Origin of the sequence: Nostoc piscinale CENA21 (assembly GCF_001298445.1) — a bacterium.
GTDB classification, from domain to species: domain Bacteria; phylum Cyanobacteriota; class Cyanobacteriia; order Cyanobacteriales; family Nostocaceae; genus Nostoc_B; species Nostoc_B piscinale_A.
This window is the reverse complement of sequence record NZ_CP012036.1, coordinates 1,844,369-1,860,479: the sequence shown is the minus strand read 5'-3', so window position 1 is coordinate 1,860,479 and position 16,111 is coordinate 1,844,369. Positions and strand designations below refer to the sequence as shown.

The window sequence follows — 16,111 nt, the reverse complement described above, 5'->3', positions numbered from 1 at the left end:
TTGAATCTGGTAATGATTCTTTACCAGAATTTACTTAAAGACTCTCTAAAACTCTCAATTCTTCTACTAAATATAATTAGCCTGCTAAGGCAGGCTTTGTTTGTATAGCTCCAGACTTCCAGTCGGAGGGGAGGGGTTTATGTACAGGCTGAAGTTAAATCTTATTAGGTATTAGCACTTTTGCTTCTACTTTGACACTCTTCACCCCTTTGACTTCCTTTACTAATTTTTCAGCTTTTTGTAACTCTGCATTCGATGTCGCAGTCCCTTTAATGACGACATCACCTGCTTTAGTCTCTACCTCTAATTTATTATTAGGTAACTCTGCTTTCAGCTTTTTAGTAACTTCAGTTTTTAATTCACCCTCAGACTTTTTAGCTCCAGGAGTATTTTTAGTTACTACTGTTTTCTCAGTTGTATTTTTAGGTGTTTTACCTGTAGTTTGAGTAGTTTGAGAAGCGGGTTTTGCTGATGCTTGAGAAGTTGGGTTATTAGTAGAACTTTTAGCAGCATCTTGATGATTTTCTTGGCAACCAAAAGTACCAACTAACAGAATACTACTGATAAGCAACGGAAATAAGTTTTTCATATCTGTCTCCAAATTGAATACTTGCAGCGGTCAATAGAGATAGATGCTATTCTGAAGAAAAAAATTTAACAACAATCCAATAAGCTATAGCAAGTTGCCAGCTATTAAGCAATGTATTTGCCTAAGATATTATCTTGACTGGTATCCTAAGCAATTTCATAGCGGTTTTACGATGTTATCAAATCAATTAGATATTTGCCTATATTTTGTCAAAAATTTATATTTTTTCAGAATAAATTGTTAGTTATTTTTGATACATATATATGAGGAATAATATTTTTTTATTCCTACATCAAATTTACTTATTTCCAGCAAAGCAAGTTTTATCATAAGTAGGATAAACCAGATGTGAAATGTTCGGTTAATCTGAATCTACATATTGCAAAAATCTGATAAATTCAATATATTACAGCACCAACATGAATCATACTATGAGTAATCTTTCCTCTCGCCAGCCAGAAAATTTTATGCCAGAAGATATTAATGAAAATCAGTTTTGGCAATATCTACAATCTCTCAATCGAGATACAGTTGTCCAACTATCTAAACCAGATTCCCCAGAAGTATTACATTTAATTCAACAGACAATTGTGGCAATATTAGGCAATTTGCCCCACGACAGATTTAATACTATGATTACTACTAGCCGCGAAGAATTAGGTAGGTTATTAGGTTCAGCTATGGTAGACGGCTATTTTTTACGTAATGCCGAACAAAGACTGCAAATAGAAAAAACTTTTCATTTAGCAGATGAACAATCTACAAATCCTGAGTAATTTTCCTGCTGATTAATGTTCAAACTTTCATCAACTAAAACCCTCCAAATATCTGGAGGGTTATTTTTATTAATTTACTTACAACCCAAAGACTCGCGCGTATCTACACCTGTTCTAGAATTGACACCACTAGCTTTAACGCAGAGTTTTTTGACCTGCGGCCCATCTAACACAGCATTCGTAAAATCTGCACCTGTAATCTCAACATTATCAAAGGTCGATCGCAGCATCATTGCGTCTGTCAAAATTGCATCAGTCAAATCAGCATTTTTGAACCTAGCTAAGTAAGCTATACCTTCACTAAAATCTACACCATGCAGATTTACACCTTCCAAGACAGTACCGTTAAACACACCGCCGCGTAAGTCAGCATTGCTAAAGTTAGCATTCTCTAAATCAACATTGGTAAATTCTCTACCCATTAAACTTTGACCAGAATAATCCTTTGCTATCACTTCATCCCCAGCCGAACGGGTAATACTCGAAGAACTAGCAGCCTCCGCCGACAGAGGGAATAAAAATAGAACCATCGCTAAAACAACACTCGCTAGTATGCGCCAATTTTTCATAACTTATTCTTAACAAAACTCAACACTCCTACAAATAACATTACTAGGTTGAAGTCTGAAGGGTGAAGTATAAAGTCGGAAATTTTATACTTCAGACTTCATACTTCATCCTTGACTTAGGATATATAGATGTTGAAGAGCATAACTACCTGTGGCTAATCAAGAAAACATCGCCGCATCCTTGGCGCGAACTCCTTTATATCAACTGGGTGTAGAACTGAAAGCCCGCCTGACCAGCTTTGGTGGTTGGGAAATGCCTGTACAATATAGCGGTATTACCAGCGAACACGAAGCCGTGAGAAATGCTGCTGGGATGTTTGATATTTCCCACATGGGCAAATTCACCCTGGAAGGAAAAAAAGTCATTGACCAACTCCAGGGTTTAGTCCCTTCTGACTTGAGTCGCTTACAAGCGGGTCAAGCGCAATATACAGTATTGTTAAATCCCCAAGGGGGAATTATTGACGATATTATTATTTATTATCAAGGTGAAGAGAAAGTAGCGATCGTTGTCAATGCAGCGACCACAGCCAAAGACAAAACCTGGCTATTGCAAAACCTCAACTTAGATGAAATTCAATTTCAAGACCTCTCACCCGAAAAAGTCTTAATTGCCTTGCAAGGGCCACAAGCTGAGAACTATCTCCAGCCATTTGTAGAAACAGACTTACAACCAATTAAAGCCTTTGGTCATTTACAAGCAAATATACTCGGTCAACCAGCCTTCATCGCCCGTACAGGTTATACCGGCGAAGATGGCTTTGAAATTATGGTAGACCCAGAAGTAGGCAGAGAATTATGGCGTAATTTATACAACGCTGGTGTCGTCCCGGCAGGACTAGGTGCCAGAGATACCTTGCGACTTGAAGCCGCAATGGCACTTTACGGTCAAGACATCGACGATAACACCACACCCTTAGAAGCAGGTTTAGGTTGGTTAGTTCACCTCGATACCAAAGGAGACTTTATTGGTCGGTCAGTCTTAGAACAGCAAAAAGCTAACGGAGTGCAACGCCGACTCGTAGGGTTACAAATGCAAGGACGTAACATAGCCCGTCACGGCTATCAAGTTTTATCAGCCGGTCAAGTTGTTGGAGAAGTTACCAGTGGTACCATCTCTCCTACACTGGGCTATCCGGTAGCCCTAGCATATATTCCCAGCAAACTAGCAAAGGTTGGTCAACAGTTAGAAGTGGAAATTCGCGGTAAAGCCTACCCCGCAGTAGTAGTCAAACGTCCCTTCTATCGGTCAAAAACTAAAAAATGAAGTATGAAGTCTGAAGTTTCAGACTTCATACTTCATCCTTTGGTGTTTTTAAGGAATAATGTGTTGTGAACTACTTAAGCTACAGTAAACCTGATTATTAAATATGACCAGCATTACTGTGAGAACAATAATTTTAGTGATATTGGAGAGTAAATAATATGGCTGAATATCCTGATGATTTGAAATACCAAGATAGTCATGAATACGTGCGGCTAGATGGTGAAATTGCTACCATCGGTATTACTGAATTTGCCGTCAGAGAATTGGGTGAAATCGTATTTGTAGAACTGCCAGAGATTGGTAAAACTTTTGCCAAAGGTGATGAATTAGGCACAATAGAATCAGTCAAAGCTGTTGGAGAATTGTATTCACCCGTAACCGGTGCAGTGGTAGAAAGTAATAATGCTTTGATTGATGATCCCGAATTACTGAACGATGACCCATACGGCGAAGGCTGGTTACTGAAAATACGTGTTGATGATCCCAGTGAACTAGATGATGCCCTAACTGCAAGCCAGTACAGCGCATTGGTAGAAGGTGCTGAATAAGTGTGAAGTATGAAGTATGAAGTATAAATTTCATACTTCATGCTTTTCCTTGAATGTCAACGTGTTAAAAGTATTTTTTATTGCAAAATATTAAATAGTTGCGTCCGGAGTTCGATTTGTGGTATATCATGCCCCTCAAACCCAGTCTACCCTTCCTGAAAATACAGCGTACTCTAATTTTATAGAACGACATATAGGCCCCAACACCCGTGACATTCAGCAAATGTTGGAAGTTCTGGGTTTTGCCAGCCTAGACGACCTCATCGATCGCACAGTACCACAAGCCATCCGATCGCAGCAAACGCTACAATTACCCGACGCACAAAGTGAATATGCAGCCCTAGCAAAGTTAAAAAACATTGCTGCTAAAAATCAAGTGTGTCGTTCCTACATCGGTATGGGATATTACGACTGCATTACCCCGCCTGTAATTGGTCGTAATATCTTAGAAAATCCTGGTTGGTACACTGCATACACACCCTATCAACCAGAAATTGCCCAAGGACGGTTAGAAGCACTGCTGAATTTCCAAACCATGATTATTGACTTAACAGGTTTGGAAATTGCCAACGCTTCCTTACTCGATGAAGCCACCGCCGCAGCCGAAGCCATGACTCTGAGTTATGGTGTCAGCAAAAATAAAGCCCATAACTACTTTGTTTCCCGTGACTGTCATCCCCAAACCATTGATGTGTTGCAAACACGGGCAAAACCTCTAGGAATCAATATCATTGTCGGTGACCATCAAATCTTTGATTTTGCTGAACCGATTTTTGGCGCAGTCTTACAATATCCTGCCACCGATGGCACGATTTACGACTATCGCGCCTTCATTGATAAAGCCCATACAGTCGGGGCGTTAGTCACCGTCGCCGCCGACCCCCTCAGCTTAACTTTACTCACCCCACCCGGTGAATTTGGTGCGGATATTGCTGTAGGTAGTACTCAACGCTTTGGTATTCCCTTGGGGTTTGGGGGGCCTCATGCAGCGTATTTCGCCACCAAAGAAGAGTATAAACGCCAAGTTCCAGGACGCATTGTCGGCATATCCAAAGATGTCAACGGTAAGCCTGCATTACGTTTAGCACTGCAAACCCGCGAACAACACATCCGGCGGGAAAAAGCCACCAGTAACATCTGTACCGCCCAGGTACTACTAGCTGTGATGGCGGGTATGTACGCCGTATATCATGGGCCAGAAGGACTGAAGAATATTGCTGAAAATATTCACCAGTTAACTGTAATTTTGGCAGCAGGCTTAAAGCGTCTGGGTTACAAGATTAGTTCGGAAAATGTCTTTGATACACTGCGCGTAGAGTTAGGTACACACAACCTCGAAACTATTCTTGCAGGTTGCCAAGGTAGGAATATCAACTTACGAATTTTTGATGATACTGCTGTTGGTATCTCTTTAGATGAAACAACTACCCCAGAAGATTTAATCGACCTGTGGCAGATTTTCGCGCTTAAAGATGAATTACCGTTCTCTGTAGAAGAATTAACGCATTCCACTACTGATATTCTGCCACGCCGTCAAAGCAGCTACCTCAGCCATCCCGTATTTAACCGCTATCACTCCGAAACAGAGTTGTTGCGTTATCTGCACAAACTAGAAACCAAGGATTTATCCCTAACTACATCGATGATTCCTTTGGGTTCTTGCACTATGAAACTAAACGCAACCGCCGAAATGATTCCGGTAAGTTGGGAGGAATTTAGCAAGATACATCCTTTTGCACCACCATCACAAACCAGGGGTTATCAAATTTTGTTTCAGCAGCTTGAGGCTTGGTTAGCTGAAATTACTGGGTTTGCGGGAATTTCCCTGCAACCAAATGCAGGTTCTCAAGGGGAATACGCTGGACTGTTGGTCATTCACGAATATCACGCCAGTCGTGGAGAAGCACACCGCAACATCTGTTTAATTCCCACCTCCGCACACGGAACCAACCCAGCCAGTGCGGTAATGTGTGGAATGAAGGTTGTACCAGTTGCCTGTGATGCTGACGGTAATATTGATGTAGCAGACCTCAAAGCCAAGGCCGAAAAGCACAGTAGTGAACTTGCAGCGTTGATGGTGACATATCCTTCAACTCACGGCGTATTTGAAGAAGCCATTCAAGAAATTTGTGCAGTTATACACCGTCACGGTGGACAAGTATACATGGATGGGGCAAATATGAACGCCCAAGTCGGGTTGTGTCGTCCCGGAGATATTGGTGCAGATGTTTGTCACTTAAATTTGCACAAAACCTTCTGTATTCCTCACGGTGGCGGTGGCCCTGGTATGGGGCCAATTGGTGTCGCATCCCATCTCGTACCCTTTCTCCCCGGACACACCGTAGTTCTCATCAATAAACCCACTCCCCACTCCACCGGCGCAGTCGCCGCCGCACCTTGGGGTAGTGCCAGCATCTTAGTCATTTCTTGGATGTATATTGCCATGATGGGGGCGGCTGGTTTAACCCAAGCTACGAAAGTGGCAATTCTAAATGCTAACTATATTGCCAAGAGACTAGAAAACTACTATCCAGTGTTGTACAAAGGCAAAAATAATTTAGTTGCCCATGAGTGTATTTTAGATTTGCGATCGCTCAAAAAATCCGCCAACATCGATATTGATGATGTTGCTAAACGGTTAATGGATTATGGTTTCCATGCACCGACAGTCTCCTGGCCTGTGGCTGGCACTATCATGGTGGAACCCACAGAAAGCGAATCTAAAGAAGAATTAGACCGTTTTTGCGATGCCTTGATTGCTATTCGTCAAGAAATTGCTGCCATCGAATCAGGCAAAATGGACATTGAAGACAATCTTTTGAAGAACGCACCCCACACCGCCGAAAGTCTCATCGCTGGCGAATGGACTCATCCCTATTCCCGCGAACAAGCCGCTTACCCTACACCTTGGACAAGGGAAGCAAAATTCTGGCCTAGTGTCGGTCGTATTGATGCTGCTTTTGGTGACAAAAACTTTGTCTGTGCTTGTTTACCTATGGAAGCCTACGCACAATAAATAATAATGTTTAGAGGCTTTGCTGAATTAGCAATAGTCAACTTTTGAACCAAAAATTCTAAGTGTAAAGTATGTATAACCAGAAAAGCTGGCTACAAAAGACAGCTTTTCTACCTTCATACTTTACACTTCATACTTCAGTTGACACCTCAACCAAGGTGCCATATTACCATGATTGAAAGTTTGATTCATGCTTACACCCCGCTTTTCCTGTGGGTTGGGATAGGATTACTAGGTTCTCGATTAAGTTCAGATAATTTTCTCAAGTGGCTTGGTAATGGCCTGTACTGGGTGGGAGTGCCATTGCAAATTTTTGTTTTGGCACGTCATACTGACTTATCTCACGGCCTCCTCATTCCCGGAGTCGCAGTTGGAGTATTACTGCTGAGTTTGGTTTTAGCATTGTTGATTTGGCAAGCTTTACAATGGTTCCGACATCATCAACAGCCATCCTCAGACTCAGCAGTAGACATCCCATTGATGCAAGCCAGCTTGGGCAGTTTTATTCTCGCTACCATTTTAGGAAATACTGGTTTTGTTGGACTCACCCTCACCCAAGTCTTAACTAGTCCAGCCAACAACGACTGGGCAGTATTATTTAGCGTTACTAACAATGTCATCGGCACTTATGGTATTGCAGTCTTAATTGCCAGCTATTTTGGTAAAAGCACAATTAATAACCACTGGTGGACTCAGGTACGCGATTTAGTCACAGTTCCTAGCTTGTGGGCATTTTTTCTAGGTTTGATGACTCAGTTTATCCAATTATCAGAAATAATTGAATCAGGATTAGAACAAGCTGTTTGGGTAGTTATCGCATTTGCTTTGTTACTTGTCGGTTTGCGGCTAGGTACAATTACAGACTGGCAAAGTATTAAAGTTGCTTCTGTTGCTAGTGTGTTAAAAGTATTTGTTGTACCTGTATTAGTGGGGTTAAGCGCCACCTTTTTTGGTGTCACTGGTGAACAACGTTTAGTACTAGTGTTAATGTCTGGTACGCCTACTGGACTTTCTGTATTAATTTTGGCAGAAGTTTATGATTTAGATCGCAACTTATTAGCCAGCAGTATTGCTTTGACATTTATCGGCTTATTTATAGCACTGCCTTTGTGGCTTTTGTGGTTCAGTTAATTTTTGACAACCGCTTTAATAATTTTTGATACAACTTCTATTTGAGTAATCAATCTTAAGACACTATAATGTATCGGCAAAACAAGGGTAAGCAAAAAACTTCCCAATCATATCTTAGCCTAGTGTTTGCTTGACCACATAGAGTATTTCAGGAAAACAAATGATGATTATTGGCGATCGCATCCCAATCGGTATAGCTTATTCATTAGAATGTTTATTGACATAATATTATGGTGTTCAAAAATAATTGCATTGCAAAGAAAGCCCTAGCAATGATGATTTAGGCTGGATGTTCATAAAAGAAAGGAACTATATTATATTTCTATGATTATTGAGAATCACGTAGTAAATCGCTACAAAAAAAAATCTTTTATACGGGATATTTATATCTTTACCCCTGGGCTTGGCATTACCAGCAGCAGCTTTGCAAGTGCAGTTATCTCCGAGTAATCCCCAGTTGGGAGACACCCTATCGGTAATGATTGATGTCACCCAAGAAAATAGTCAGCAACCAACAGTAGTAGTAGGCGAGAAAATACCCAGCTTTTGCCGTTGCGCCCAACAAATATCGAGCCTTCATTCCCACCACCCCCCTAGAACCAGCAGGAAATCGAACCTTCAAAATTTCTGGAGATGGTCAAATTAAGAATTTAACAGTCCAATTGCGATCGCGCAAATTTCCCATACAACGCATCACTCTCCCACCAGGTAAATCTGCTGATGGGGCTACAGAGTATGAACTCAAGCGTGTCGCCGCCTTCAAAGCCTTGCAAACCCCTGAAAAATTTTGGGACGGGAAATTTCTCGCACCTAGTAAAGCCAGAGTTAGTACAATCTATGGCGTACGCCGTTACTATAATGGTAAATTTGCAAAGGATTATTATCATCGGGGTGTAGACTACGCCGGAGCCGCAGGTTCACCTATAACCGCCCCAGCTAGTGGGCGAGTTGCTTTAGTAGGTACAGTATCTCAAGGCTTCCGAGTTCATGGCAATGTAGTTGGCATTGATCACGGCCAAGGAGTAACCAGCATATTCTTACATTTAAGTCGCATTAACGTTAAAGAAGGCGATTTTGTGAAAGCTGGTCAATTAATTGGCGCAGTGGGTTCAACAGGTGCTGCTACAGGGCCACACTTGCACTGGGGTTTGTATGTCAATGGCCAGTCTGTTGATCCAGTACCCTGGCGAACACAGGTTTTTCAATAAAAAATGTTAATTAATAGCGTGTGTGCATAATTTGTAGATTATGCACCGATAATTGGGCAAGATAAATTGGATTTGTACCGTCCTTACCTTACTTGGGTGGCTTAAACAAGATGAGCGTTATGAGTATTGAAAAAATTGTAGAACAAGCTCTTCAGGATGGTTATCTCACCCCAGCTATGGAAGCAGAAGTTGGGCGAATTTGTGATAACGCATCGGAACTCTCGATAGAAGAGTATATGGCCCTGGATCGATTAATGGGAGCTTTATTGACAGGTGAGGTAGTGGCGGTACCTCGCAAACAATTTATCAACGTTATGGAAGAATTGGTGTTGACAGAAGCGATCGCCCGTGTCGCCGAGATTGAAGCCACCAGCGAAAGTTCTCTTGATGTGGGTGATATCGCTGCCTATGCCCTCAACCGTCTGCCACCTTTATATGCCACCACAGAAGAAGGTGCTAACTACCAACGTCAACGCGCTAGGGCAGAATTACAAGAGTTGATTTCTCAACAAGTCAGCGAAGCGATCGGCCGTAACCTCGACCAACCAAATGTCGGAGATAACAGAACACCCTTTTTGGCGAAAAACGCTGGCAATGAAGTTCTTCGTCAAGTTAGTACCTTACTCCAGGTCTACGCCCCTAGCTTCGAGCAGAAATAAATTTTGGTCAATAGTCAATGGTTGATGCTCAAGATGTTTTGACGCTGAACTCTTGACTCTTGATTAATCACGCACTGTTACTAGTGTGCCGACTTTAACTTGGTCATATAGCAAACGTACATCAGAATTACGCATTCTCAAGCAACCGTGAGAAATGGCAGTTCCTAACAAGTGGATATCTGGTGTGCCATGAAAGCCAATTTCATTGCGTCCATCTGTCCAAAAACCAATCCAACGCTCACCCAAAGGGCTGTCACTACCGGGAGGAAACACTTTGCCAGTAATGGGGTGTCGCCAAATCGGGTCATGCTGCATATTCATGACTTGAAAAGAACCCGTAGGTGTTTCCCAGCCTTTTTTCCCTATAGCAATTGGGTAACTGGCTATGACCAAATCTCCTTGATAAACATAAGTGCGGCGATCGCTTAAATCAACCACTACCTGCGTTTTCATCCCCAGTTTACTAGCCGTTTTTTGTTGAGTGGAAAACTGGCTAAAAAAGGATTTTGGTTGAGTATTAGTATTGCGATTTTCTTTTGGTTCTGATTCAGCGCCAACAAATCGCCTGTTATTAGGTATATTAGTATCCCTAGCTACATTTTGGATAACTGTGCCTGACTTACGATCAGAATCTCGCTGCGAGTTCTGCCCTGGAATGGATTCATCAGCCGTTGTCGACGCACCAAAGGCTGTTTCTCCTATACTCCCAGGAAATTTCCGATTAGGAGCATAATTATCCGACTGTTGCTGCGTTGTCGTCACTCGCCAATGGACAGCTAAAGACAAGATGGCTGCGCCAAAACAGAGAAACATTGCTACACGCGTTATAGATTCATTTCTTATCATTGCGATCGCCTATTATTTATCCCTGACAGATCCATCTCTTGGAATAATTGAATGCGCTCATCATCCAATTATCAATAATTCATAAATACTTATCTGTTTCCTTATACATTCGCCAATCTTTCTGGGCAAACTTAACTTAAGCAAATGTCCCAGCAAATAAAACTTCTGGAGAGAAACCTTGATTCCCGTAAAGACCGAACGAAGGTTTCCTCCGTTCAGGCTTTTTTCTAGAACTCTCCAAGTACGGTAATCAATTATTAATGGTGTGGGTGGGAGATAATTCATGTTTGAAAAACTATTGTTAGCAGTCACAATCACATTTTCCATTAATTTCTTTCTTCAAGTTCGGATCACAAATCCAGCGAATACTGGTGCAATTTATCAGGAACATCCAGAAAAAACTACAATTCTGGTAACTAGACCCAATAAATAACATGAGTTTTCCAGGATGCCAGCAGAAATTCATAATGTCTCATTCATAATTATTAATTATGGATTTCTGCGAGCTTCATAATCTCCGGCAACAATCACCAAAAACAAAATTCTACTCTACCCTTGGTGAAGTTACCACAATCTTTAAAACAGTCTAACGACTTCTTCAAACTCAATTCAGTATTCAAAGTAGAAGCTCAGAAATTTAGCTATTCGTCTGTCAACAGATTTAGACTTTTGCCCTGAGCGTGAGGGGATAGGTGACAGGAGGTAGGGGAGCAAGGAGCAAGGGGGAGATTATGGGTTACAGAGGATAGGTAATCACAGATTAAATCTGATACACACAAAAAACAAAAATTGTCAAGCGTAAATAGTCAGTTGCTATTAGCCGCACAATTATATGTAAAACGCCTATGAGTATAAATGTGGCATAATTCGACAGCAAACCCAACTTTCACACTAAAAACTAGAGATCAGCACCATTGTTGTAACCAGGAAACTCACCGCAATTCGAGACTTTTATGTTCCAGTCGTTAATCCGGCACTTAAATCAGGAACATACTGTAATTTAGTATGTCTAATAGTAAGGGATGATTTAAAGCGAATACGATCTATGAGTCAATCGATTGCTGTATCCTGGTCAACGGTTGATGCGAAATGTTCAGAAGCATCGGTGCAAGTTGACAAGCTCTCAAACCACGATTTAATTTTGCGCTGTCAAGCGGGATTGCGTCCAGATCGTGCTGCGTTTGCAGAACTCCTGCGCCGCTATCAAACCCAAGTAGATAGGGTTTTATACCACCTAGCGCCCGATTGGCCAGATAGAGCCGACTTGGCTCAAGAAGTGTGGATTCGAGTGTATCGGAATATTAACCGATTACAAGAACCTGCTAAGTTTCGCGGCTGGTTAAGCCGGATTGCTACTAACTTGTTTTACGACGAATTGCGTAAACGCAAGCGGGTTGTGAGTCCATTGTCCCTAGATGCTCCCCGTGCGGTAGATGATGGTGAAATGGATTGGGAAATTGCTGGTGATACTCCAGGGCCAGAAGAGGAGTTGACCACCAGAGAATTTTATGAACAACTGCGAGAAGCGATCGCCGATTTACCAGAAGTTTTTCGGACTACAATTGTCTTAAGAGAAATTGAAGGCATGGCTTATGAAGAAATCGCCGAAATCACAGGGGTTTCTTTGGGTACGGTAAAATCAAGAATAGCTAGAGCCAGATCCAGACTGCAAGCGCAATTGCAAAATTATCTAGATACCTAAATTACAATCTCTTTCCTTTGTTTAATGCCAGAATTTAAACATTGATTAAGAATTGTGAGGAATCAAAACGTCTGCTGCTGCCGTCAGGAAAAATCAGGAATTTATCAATGAATTTCTGAGAATTACTAGCTTGCTTTACCCGTGTATGAATTAGTAATAATGTTAAGATGACTACTGATTCTCAGTTTAAAGACCTTTCCCACTCACAACTTACTGGAGATTTGTCAGCAGGGATGGATCAACATACCAATGAATCAACGGGTACTACAGATATGGTGAAGCGCGATCGCTTCGAGTTATTGAGTGCATACCTCGATGGTGAGGTAACAGCTACAGAACGCAGGCAAGTAGAAGAATGGTTGGCTAATGATGCCTCTGTTCAATGCCTGTACGCTAGATTATTAAAACTGCGGCAAAGTTTACGGACTTTACCAGTTCCAAACACCGCACAATCACCAGAAGTCACAGCCCAAAAAGTCTTCTCGCGGTTGAGTCGTCGCTCACGCTTGGCCTGGACATTTGGTGGTGCAGCTGTGGCAGCTTGTTTCATTAGTGTAGTTTCGGGTTTACTACCGGGAAGTGAATCTAGGACACCGCAACTGGCACAACAACCCCCAGTAGAAATAGAATCTCCATCAGCAGCTAAAACATCTACTACCCCCACAGCACCCCTGATGGTGGCGATAAATAATCCAGTGATTGAAATTCCCAAAGCAGCAGTCACCACGCCAGAAGAAACTATTGATTTCAAACAGCCTGAACTGAACAAAATCGAGCCAGACTTGAATTAACCCCAAGTCAAACAATTTTGGACTTTAGATTCTTTTGATGGATAAATTCAGGAGCTTCAGACCTGTTTAAATTTTGGCTCTTGAATTTTCAATCCAAAATCCAAAATTTAAAATCTAAAATTCAGTGAGTGCTAAACCACAACCACTCCACCAGCCATCGGCTAAAAAAGTGCCGTTGAACTGGTGAACAAGTTCTAAACTCATTACATAAACCCAAGCCCAACCCAGAATTTCGCCTTGGGGCGTGTACACTTCGACTCTTTGGCGATTGTAAAGATTTTCTGAGATGGATCTATGGGGTTGGTAATCTTCTAGATAATCTAGAGCTTGTAAAACCTGTGGATCGGAAAAAGAAAGTAAATAGCCGTGGACTTGATTTTGTCCCAATATCATACCAGGGTAGCCCATAGGCAAAGCAAACAGTTGGCCTAAGACGACTGCCCTCTTGGTATTTACCACCTTACCTGCACAGTATTTTTGATAATTAGCTTCACCGGGTTTAAGTGTACCGTAAACAAAAACCTGTAGTTCTTCTATTGATATTAACCTATCACCTGTCACCTATAACCTCTAGTCAATTCAATACTAATTTTGCCGCCAAAATCAGGAATGGGGGCGGCGGGTTTGGTAACAACGACTTGGACTTGTGTGACGCGATCGCTCTGTTGCAAAATAGAGTCAGCGATTGTACCTGCTAACTTTTCTAGTAAAGCAAATTTAGATGTTTTAACTAAATTTTGAATAGTGCTAATTACACTGCGATAATCAAGAGTATCTGCGATCGCATCAGTTTCAGCAGCTTGGGCAAGATCCAACCACAATTTAATATCTACCTCAAACCATTGCCCTAAAACTTGCTCTTCTGGCAAATATCCAGTGTAGCCATAGCAGCGAATTCCCGTTAAATGAATACAGTCCATAGTGTTCCAGATCAATTTGCCATCCAAAATTTAACAAACAAAGGACTTACACACAAAGTTTATCTGTTGATACTGGGTATAAGGGTATAGGGGTGTAAGGGTTTTGAACATCTACACCCTCACACCCTCGTCCACTATTCCCTATTCCCTGTTCACTTTACAATTGAATATTGTCTGATAGCTACCTTGGATTTGATGCTGGTCGCCTATAAGAATGTTAATCAACTTTGGGCTTTTGTCTTAACGGAGACATTAAAGCGACTGGGTTTAACTTGTGCGGTAATTTGTCCTGGTTCTCGTTCTACACCTTTAACAATTGCCTTTGCCCAACAAGTACCAGATATTGAGGCTATATCGATTCTCGATGAACGTTCTGCGGCTTTTTTTGCCTTGGGAGTAGCTAAAGCCACCGGAAAACCTGTAGCACTGGTTTGTACTTCTGGTACAGCAGGGGCAAACTTTTATCCAGCCGTGATAGAAGCAAAAGAAAGCCGCGTACCACTCTTAGTATTAACAACTGATAGACCACCAGAACTGCGAGATTGTCACTCTGGTCAAACCATCGACCAAGTGAAATTATATGGTAGTTATCCCAACTGGCAAACTGAGTTAGCCTTACCTTCGGCAAGTATGGAAATGCTGGCTTATTTGCGGCAAATGGTAATTTATGCCTGGGAGAGAACGCAAATACCAACTCAAGGGTCGGTACATTTGAATATTCCCTTCCGTGACCCCCTTGCGCCAGTTCCCGACGGTACTGACTTTCAGTTTGACCCAGAAGAATTCTTCACAGCCGTCACCAATACTATTTCCACCCCCTACTCCCTACTCCCTACTCCCCCAGGATGGCAAAATTGCGATCGCGGTATAATTATTGCCGGAGTTGCCCAACCACAAAATCCTGAAAATTATTGTAGAGCGATCGCCCAACTTTCTCAAACACTGCAATGGCCTGTTCTGGCTGAGGGACTCTCGCCACTGAGAAATTACGCCGACCTCAACCCCTATTTAATTTCCACCTACGACCTGATTTTACGTCATCAGCAACTAGCAAAGCAGTTAACACCTGAAATGGTTATTCAGGTAGGAGATATGCCTACCAGTAAAGAACTGCGGACTTGGTTAAATACCACACAACCCCAACGCTGGGTAATTGACCCCAGCGACCAAAATCTTGACCCCCTCCACGGCAAAACCACACATTTACGAATCAGCGTAGATAGTTTGGATATTAGGGAAAGTCACAAGCAAAACTCGTCATCGGAATATCTGCAAAGTTGGTGTGTTGCAGAAGCAAAAGTCAGGGCTGCTGTTGACCAGACTATGACGACAATGGAAGACTTATTGGAAGGGAAAGCAGCTTGGTTATTGTCTCAAACATTACCCCCAGGAACGCCATTGTTTATTGCCAATAGTATGCCTGTGCGAGATGTGGAATACTTTTGGCGACCGAATAATTTAAGAGTACGAACATATTTTAACCGTGGTGCGAATGGGATTGATGGCACATTATCCACCGCGTTAGGAATTGCCCATCGTCAACAAAGCAGCGTGATGTTGACAGGAGATTTAGCATTATTACATGACACCAATGGTTTTTTAATCCGCAACAAATTTGTCAGTCATCTCACAATTGTTTTAATTAATAACAACGGTGGTGGAATTTTTGAAATGTTACCCATCGCCAAATTCGACCCACCCTTTGAAGAATTTTTCGGCACTCCCCAGGATATTGATTTTGCTCAATTATGTGCCACGTATGGTGTACAGCATGAATTAATTACTTCTTGGAAAGATTTACAGAAAAAACTCAATCCTTTACCGACTAAAGGAATCCGAGTATTGGAAGTGAGGACAAATCGTAAAGCTGATGCTAAATGGCGGCAGGAAAATCTAGGAAAATTTGGGCTTTGCTGATTAGTGGTATGTTTTTTGTTTCGTGCAAAGGCTCAAAAAATCAATAGTTAAACTAGTACAGGTCGGCGTAAATGAACAGACAGAAAAAGTTGCTAAAACGTCTGTAGTATAAATATTCTTTCTTTTTCCTTTTGACTTTTGCCTTGTTTTACTAGCCTCTTTGTCCCCCTGC

General features: G+C 41.9%; 15 protein-coding genes and 1 pseudogene. 11 read left to right on the top strand and 5 right to left on the bottom strand.

Annotated features, from left to right (window positions below; translation table 11 throughout):
* Positions 1 to 154 precede the first annotated feature (154 nt).
* Positions 155 to 589, bottom strand: a complete 435-nt coding sequence (locus ACX27_RS08155; protein ID WP_062290738.1) for a BON domain-containing protein — start codon at positions 587 to 589, stop codon at positions 155 to 157.
* 431 nt (positions 590 to 1,020) lie between these two features.
* On the opposite strand from ACX27_RS08155, the gene ACX27_RS08150 reads away from it, so the two are divergent.
* Entirely contained in the window at positions 1,021 to 1,365 is a 345-nt protein-coding gene (locus tag ACX27_RS08150; RefSeq protein ID WP_062298222.1) for a DUF760 domain-containing protein, read from the top strand.
* Between the two features lie 74 nt (positions 1,366 to 1,439).
* On the opposite strand, the gene ACX27_RS08145 is transcribed toward ACX27_RS08150, so the two are convergent.
* Positions 1,440 to 1,934, bottom strand: coding sequence for a pentapeptide repeat-containing protein (locus ACX27_RS08145; protein ID WP_062290735.1), 495 nt, complete (start codon positions 1,932 to 1,934; stop codon positions 1,440 to 1,442).
* 151 nt (positions 1,935 to 2,085) lie between these two features.
* Here ACX27_RS08145 and gcvT point away from each other — a divergent pair, with 151 nt between their 5' ends.
* From gcvT to ACX27_RS08115, 6 genes and pseudogenes are all read left to right on the top strand, one after another.
* Entirely contained in the window at positions 2,086 to 3,201 is a 1,116-nt protein-coding gene (gene gcvT, locus ACX27_RS08140; RefSeq protein WP_062290732.1) for a glycine cleavage system aminomethyltransferase GcvT, read from the top strand.
* A gap of 158 nt (positions 3,202 to 3,359) precedes the next feature.
* Positions 3,360 to 3,749 (top strand): glycine cleavage system protein GcvH, encoded by a 390-nt coding sequence (gene gcvH, locus ACX27_RS08135; RefSeq protein WP_062290728.1) that lies wholly within the window; start codon positions 3,360 to 3,362, stop codon positions 3,747 to 3,749.
* Between the two features lie 118 nt (positions 3,750 to 3,867).
* Positions 3,868 to 6,765, top strand: coding sequence for an aminomethyl-transferring glycine dehydrogenase (gcvP, locus tag ACX27_RS08130; RefSeq protein WP_062290725.1), 2,898 nt, complete (start codon positions 3,868 to 3,870; stop codon positions 6,763 to 6,765).
* A 171-nt stretch (positions 6,766 to 6,936) separates the two neighbouring features.
* Complete coding sequence (locus ACX27_RS08125; RefSeq protein ID WP_062290722.1) at positions 6,937 to 7,896, top strand: AEC family transporter; 960 nt, start codon at positions 6,937 to 6,939, stop codon at positions 7,894 to 7,896.
* A 349-nt stretch (positions 7,897 to 8,245) separates the two neighbouring features.
* Positions 8,246 to 9,104: pseudogene (locus ACX27_RS08120) on the top strand (M23 family metallopeptidase).
* Positions 9,105 to 9,223: 119 nt separating this feature from the next.
* Positions 9,224 to 9,763, top strand: coding sequence for a late competence development ComFB family protein (locus tag ACX27_RS08115; RefSeq protein ID WP_062290719.1), 540 nt, complete (start codon positions 9,224 to 9,226; stop codon positions 9,761 to 9,763).
* Positions 9,764 to 9,826: 63 nt separating this feature from the next.
* On the opposite strand, the gene ACX27_RS08110 is transcribed toward ACX27_RS08115, so the two are convergent.
* Entirely contained in the window at positions 9,827 to 10,609 is a 783-nt protein-coding gene (locus ACX27_RS08110) for a L,D-transpeptidase (RefSeq protein WP_200929925.1), read from the bottom strand.
* Positions 10,610 to 10,892: 283 nt separating this feature from the next.
* On the opposite strand from ACX27_RS08110, the gene ACX27_RS32800 reads away from it, so the two are divergent.
* The 3 genes from ACX27_RS32800 to ACX27_RS08095 all read left to right on the top strand — a co-directional run bounded on the left by ACX27_RS32800 (position 10,893) and on the right by ACX27_RS08095 (position 13,102).
* Complete coding sequence (locus tag ACX27_RS32800) at positions 10,893 to 11,042, top strand: hypothetical protein (RefSeq protein ID WP_200929924.1); 150 nt, start codon at positions 10,893 to 10,895, stop codon at positions 11,040 to 11,042.
* 612 nt (positions 11,043 to 11,654) lie between these two features.
* On the top strand, positions 11,655 to 12,311 hold the full coding sequence (locus ACX27_RS08100) for a sigma-70 family RNA polymerase sigma factor (RefSeq protein ID WP_062290711.1): 657 nt from the start codon (positions 11,655 to 11,657) through the stop codon (positions 12,309 to 12,311).
* A gap of 167 nt (positions 12,312 to 12,478) precedes the next feature.
* Entirely contained in the window at positions 12,479 to 13,102 is a 624-nt protein-coding gene (locus ACX27_RS08095; RefSeq protein WP_062290708.1) for an anti-sigma factor family protein, read from the top strand.
* 114 nt (positions 13,103 to 13,216) lie between these two features.
* On the opposite strand, the gene ACX27_RS08090 is transcribed toward ACX27_RS08095, so the two are convergent.
* Both ACX27_RS08090 and folB read right to left on the bottom strand, forming a co-directional pair.
* Positions 13,217 to 13,663: a gamma-glutamylcyclotransferase family protein gene (locus ACX27_RS08090; protein ID WP_062290705.1), complete on the bottom strand. Its 447-nt coding sequence runs from the start codon at positions 13,661 to 13,663 to the stop codon at positions 13,217 to 13,219.
* Positions 13,660 to 14,022 carry a dihydroneopterin aldolase gene (gene folB, locus ACX27_RS08085; protein ID WP_062290702.1) on the bottom strand — a complete coding sequence of 121 codons (363 nt, stop codon included), beginning with the start codon at positions 14,020 to 14,022 and terminating at the stop codon, positions 13,660 to 13,662. Before folB ends, ACX27_RS08090 begins: the two co-directional genes overlap by 4 nt.
* Before the next feature lie 195 nt (positions 14,023 to 14,217).
* Between folB and menD the strand changes: the two genes are divergently transcribed.
* Entirely contained in the window at positions 14,218 to 15,939 is a 1,722-nt protein-coding gene (gene menD, locus ACX27_RS08080) for a 2-succinyl-5-enolpyruvyl-6-hydroxy-3-cyclohexene-1-carboxylic-acid synthase (protein ID WP_062290699.1), read from the top strand.
* The last annotated feature ends 172 nt before the right edge of the window (positions 15,940 to 16,111 follow it).

Bases quoted from the DNA above. Each gene is read 5' to 3' on its own strand.
- ACX27_RS08100 (WP_062290711.1), top strand. From the start codon at position 11,655: ATGAGTCAATCGATTGCTGTATCCTGGTCAACGGTTGATGCGAAATGT.
- ACX27_RS08150 (WP_062298222.1), top strand. From the start codon at position 1,021: ATGAGTAATCTTTCCTCTCGCCAGCCAGAAAATTTTATGCCAGAAGAT.
- ACX27_RS08125 (WP_062290722.1), top strand. From the start codon at position 6,937: ATGATTGAAAGTTTGATTCATGCTTACACCCCGCTTTTCCTGTGGGTT.
- folB (WP_062290702.1), bottom strand. From the start codon at position 14,022: ATGGACTGTATTCATTTAACGGGAATTCGCTGCTATGGCTACACTGGA.
- ACX27_RS08155 (WP_062290738.1), bottom strand. From the start codon at position 589: ATGAAAAACTTATTTCCGTTGCTTATCAGTAGTATTCTGTTAGTTGGT.
- gcvH (WP_062290728.1), top strand. From the start codon at position 3,360: ATGGCTGAATATCCTGATGATTTGAAATACCAAGATAGTCATGAATAC.
- ACX27_RS08115 (WP_062290719.1), top strand. From the start codon at position 9,224: ATGAGTATTGAAAAAATTGTAGAACAAGCTCTTCAGGATGGTTATCTC.
- ACX27_RS08095 (WP_062290708.1), top strand. From the start codon at position 12,479: ATGACTACTGATTCTCAGTTTAAAGACCTTTCCCACTCACAACTTACT.
- ACX27_RS32800 (WP_200929924.1), top strand. From the start codon at position 10,893: ATGTTTGAAAAACTATTGTTAGCAGTCACAATCACATTTTCCATTAAT.
- ACX27_RS08145 (WP_062290735.1), bottom strand. From the start codon at position 1,934: ATGAAAAATTGGCGCATACTAGCGAGTGTTGTTTTAGCGATGGTTCTA.
- ACX27_RS08110 (WP_200929925.1), bottom strand. From the start codon at position 10,609: ATGATAAGAAATGAATCTATAACGCGTGTAGCAATGTTTCTCTGTTTT.
- menD (WP_062290699.1), top strand. From the start codon at position 14,218: ATGCTGGTCGCCTATAAGAATGTTAATCAACTTTGGGCTTTTGTCTTA.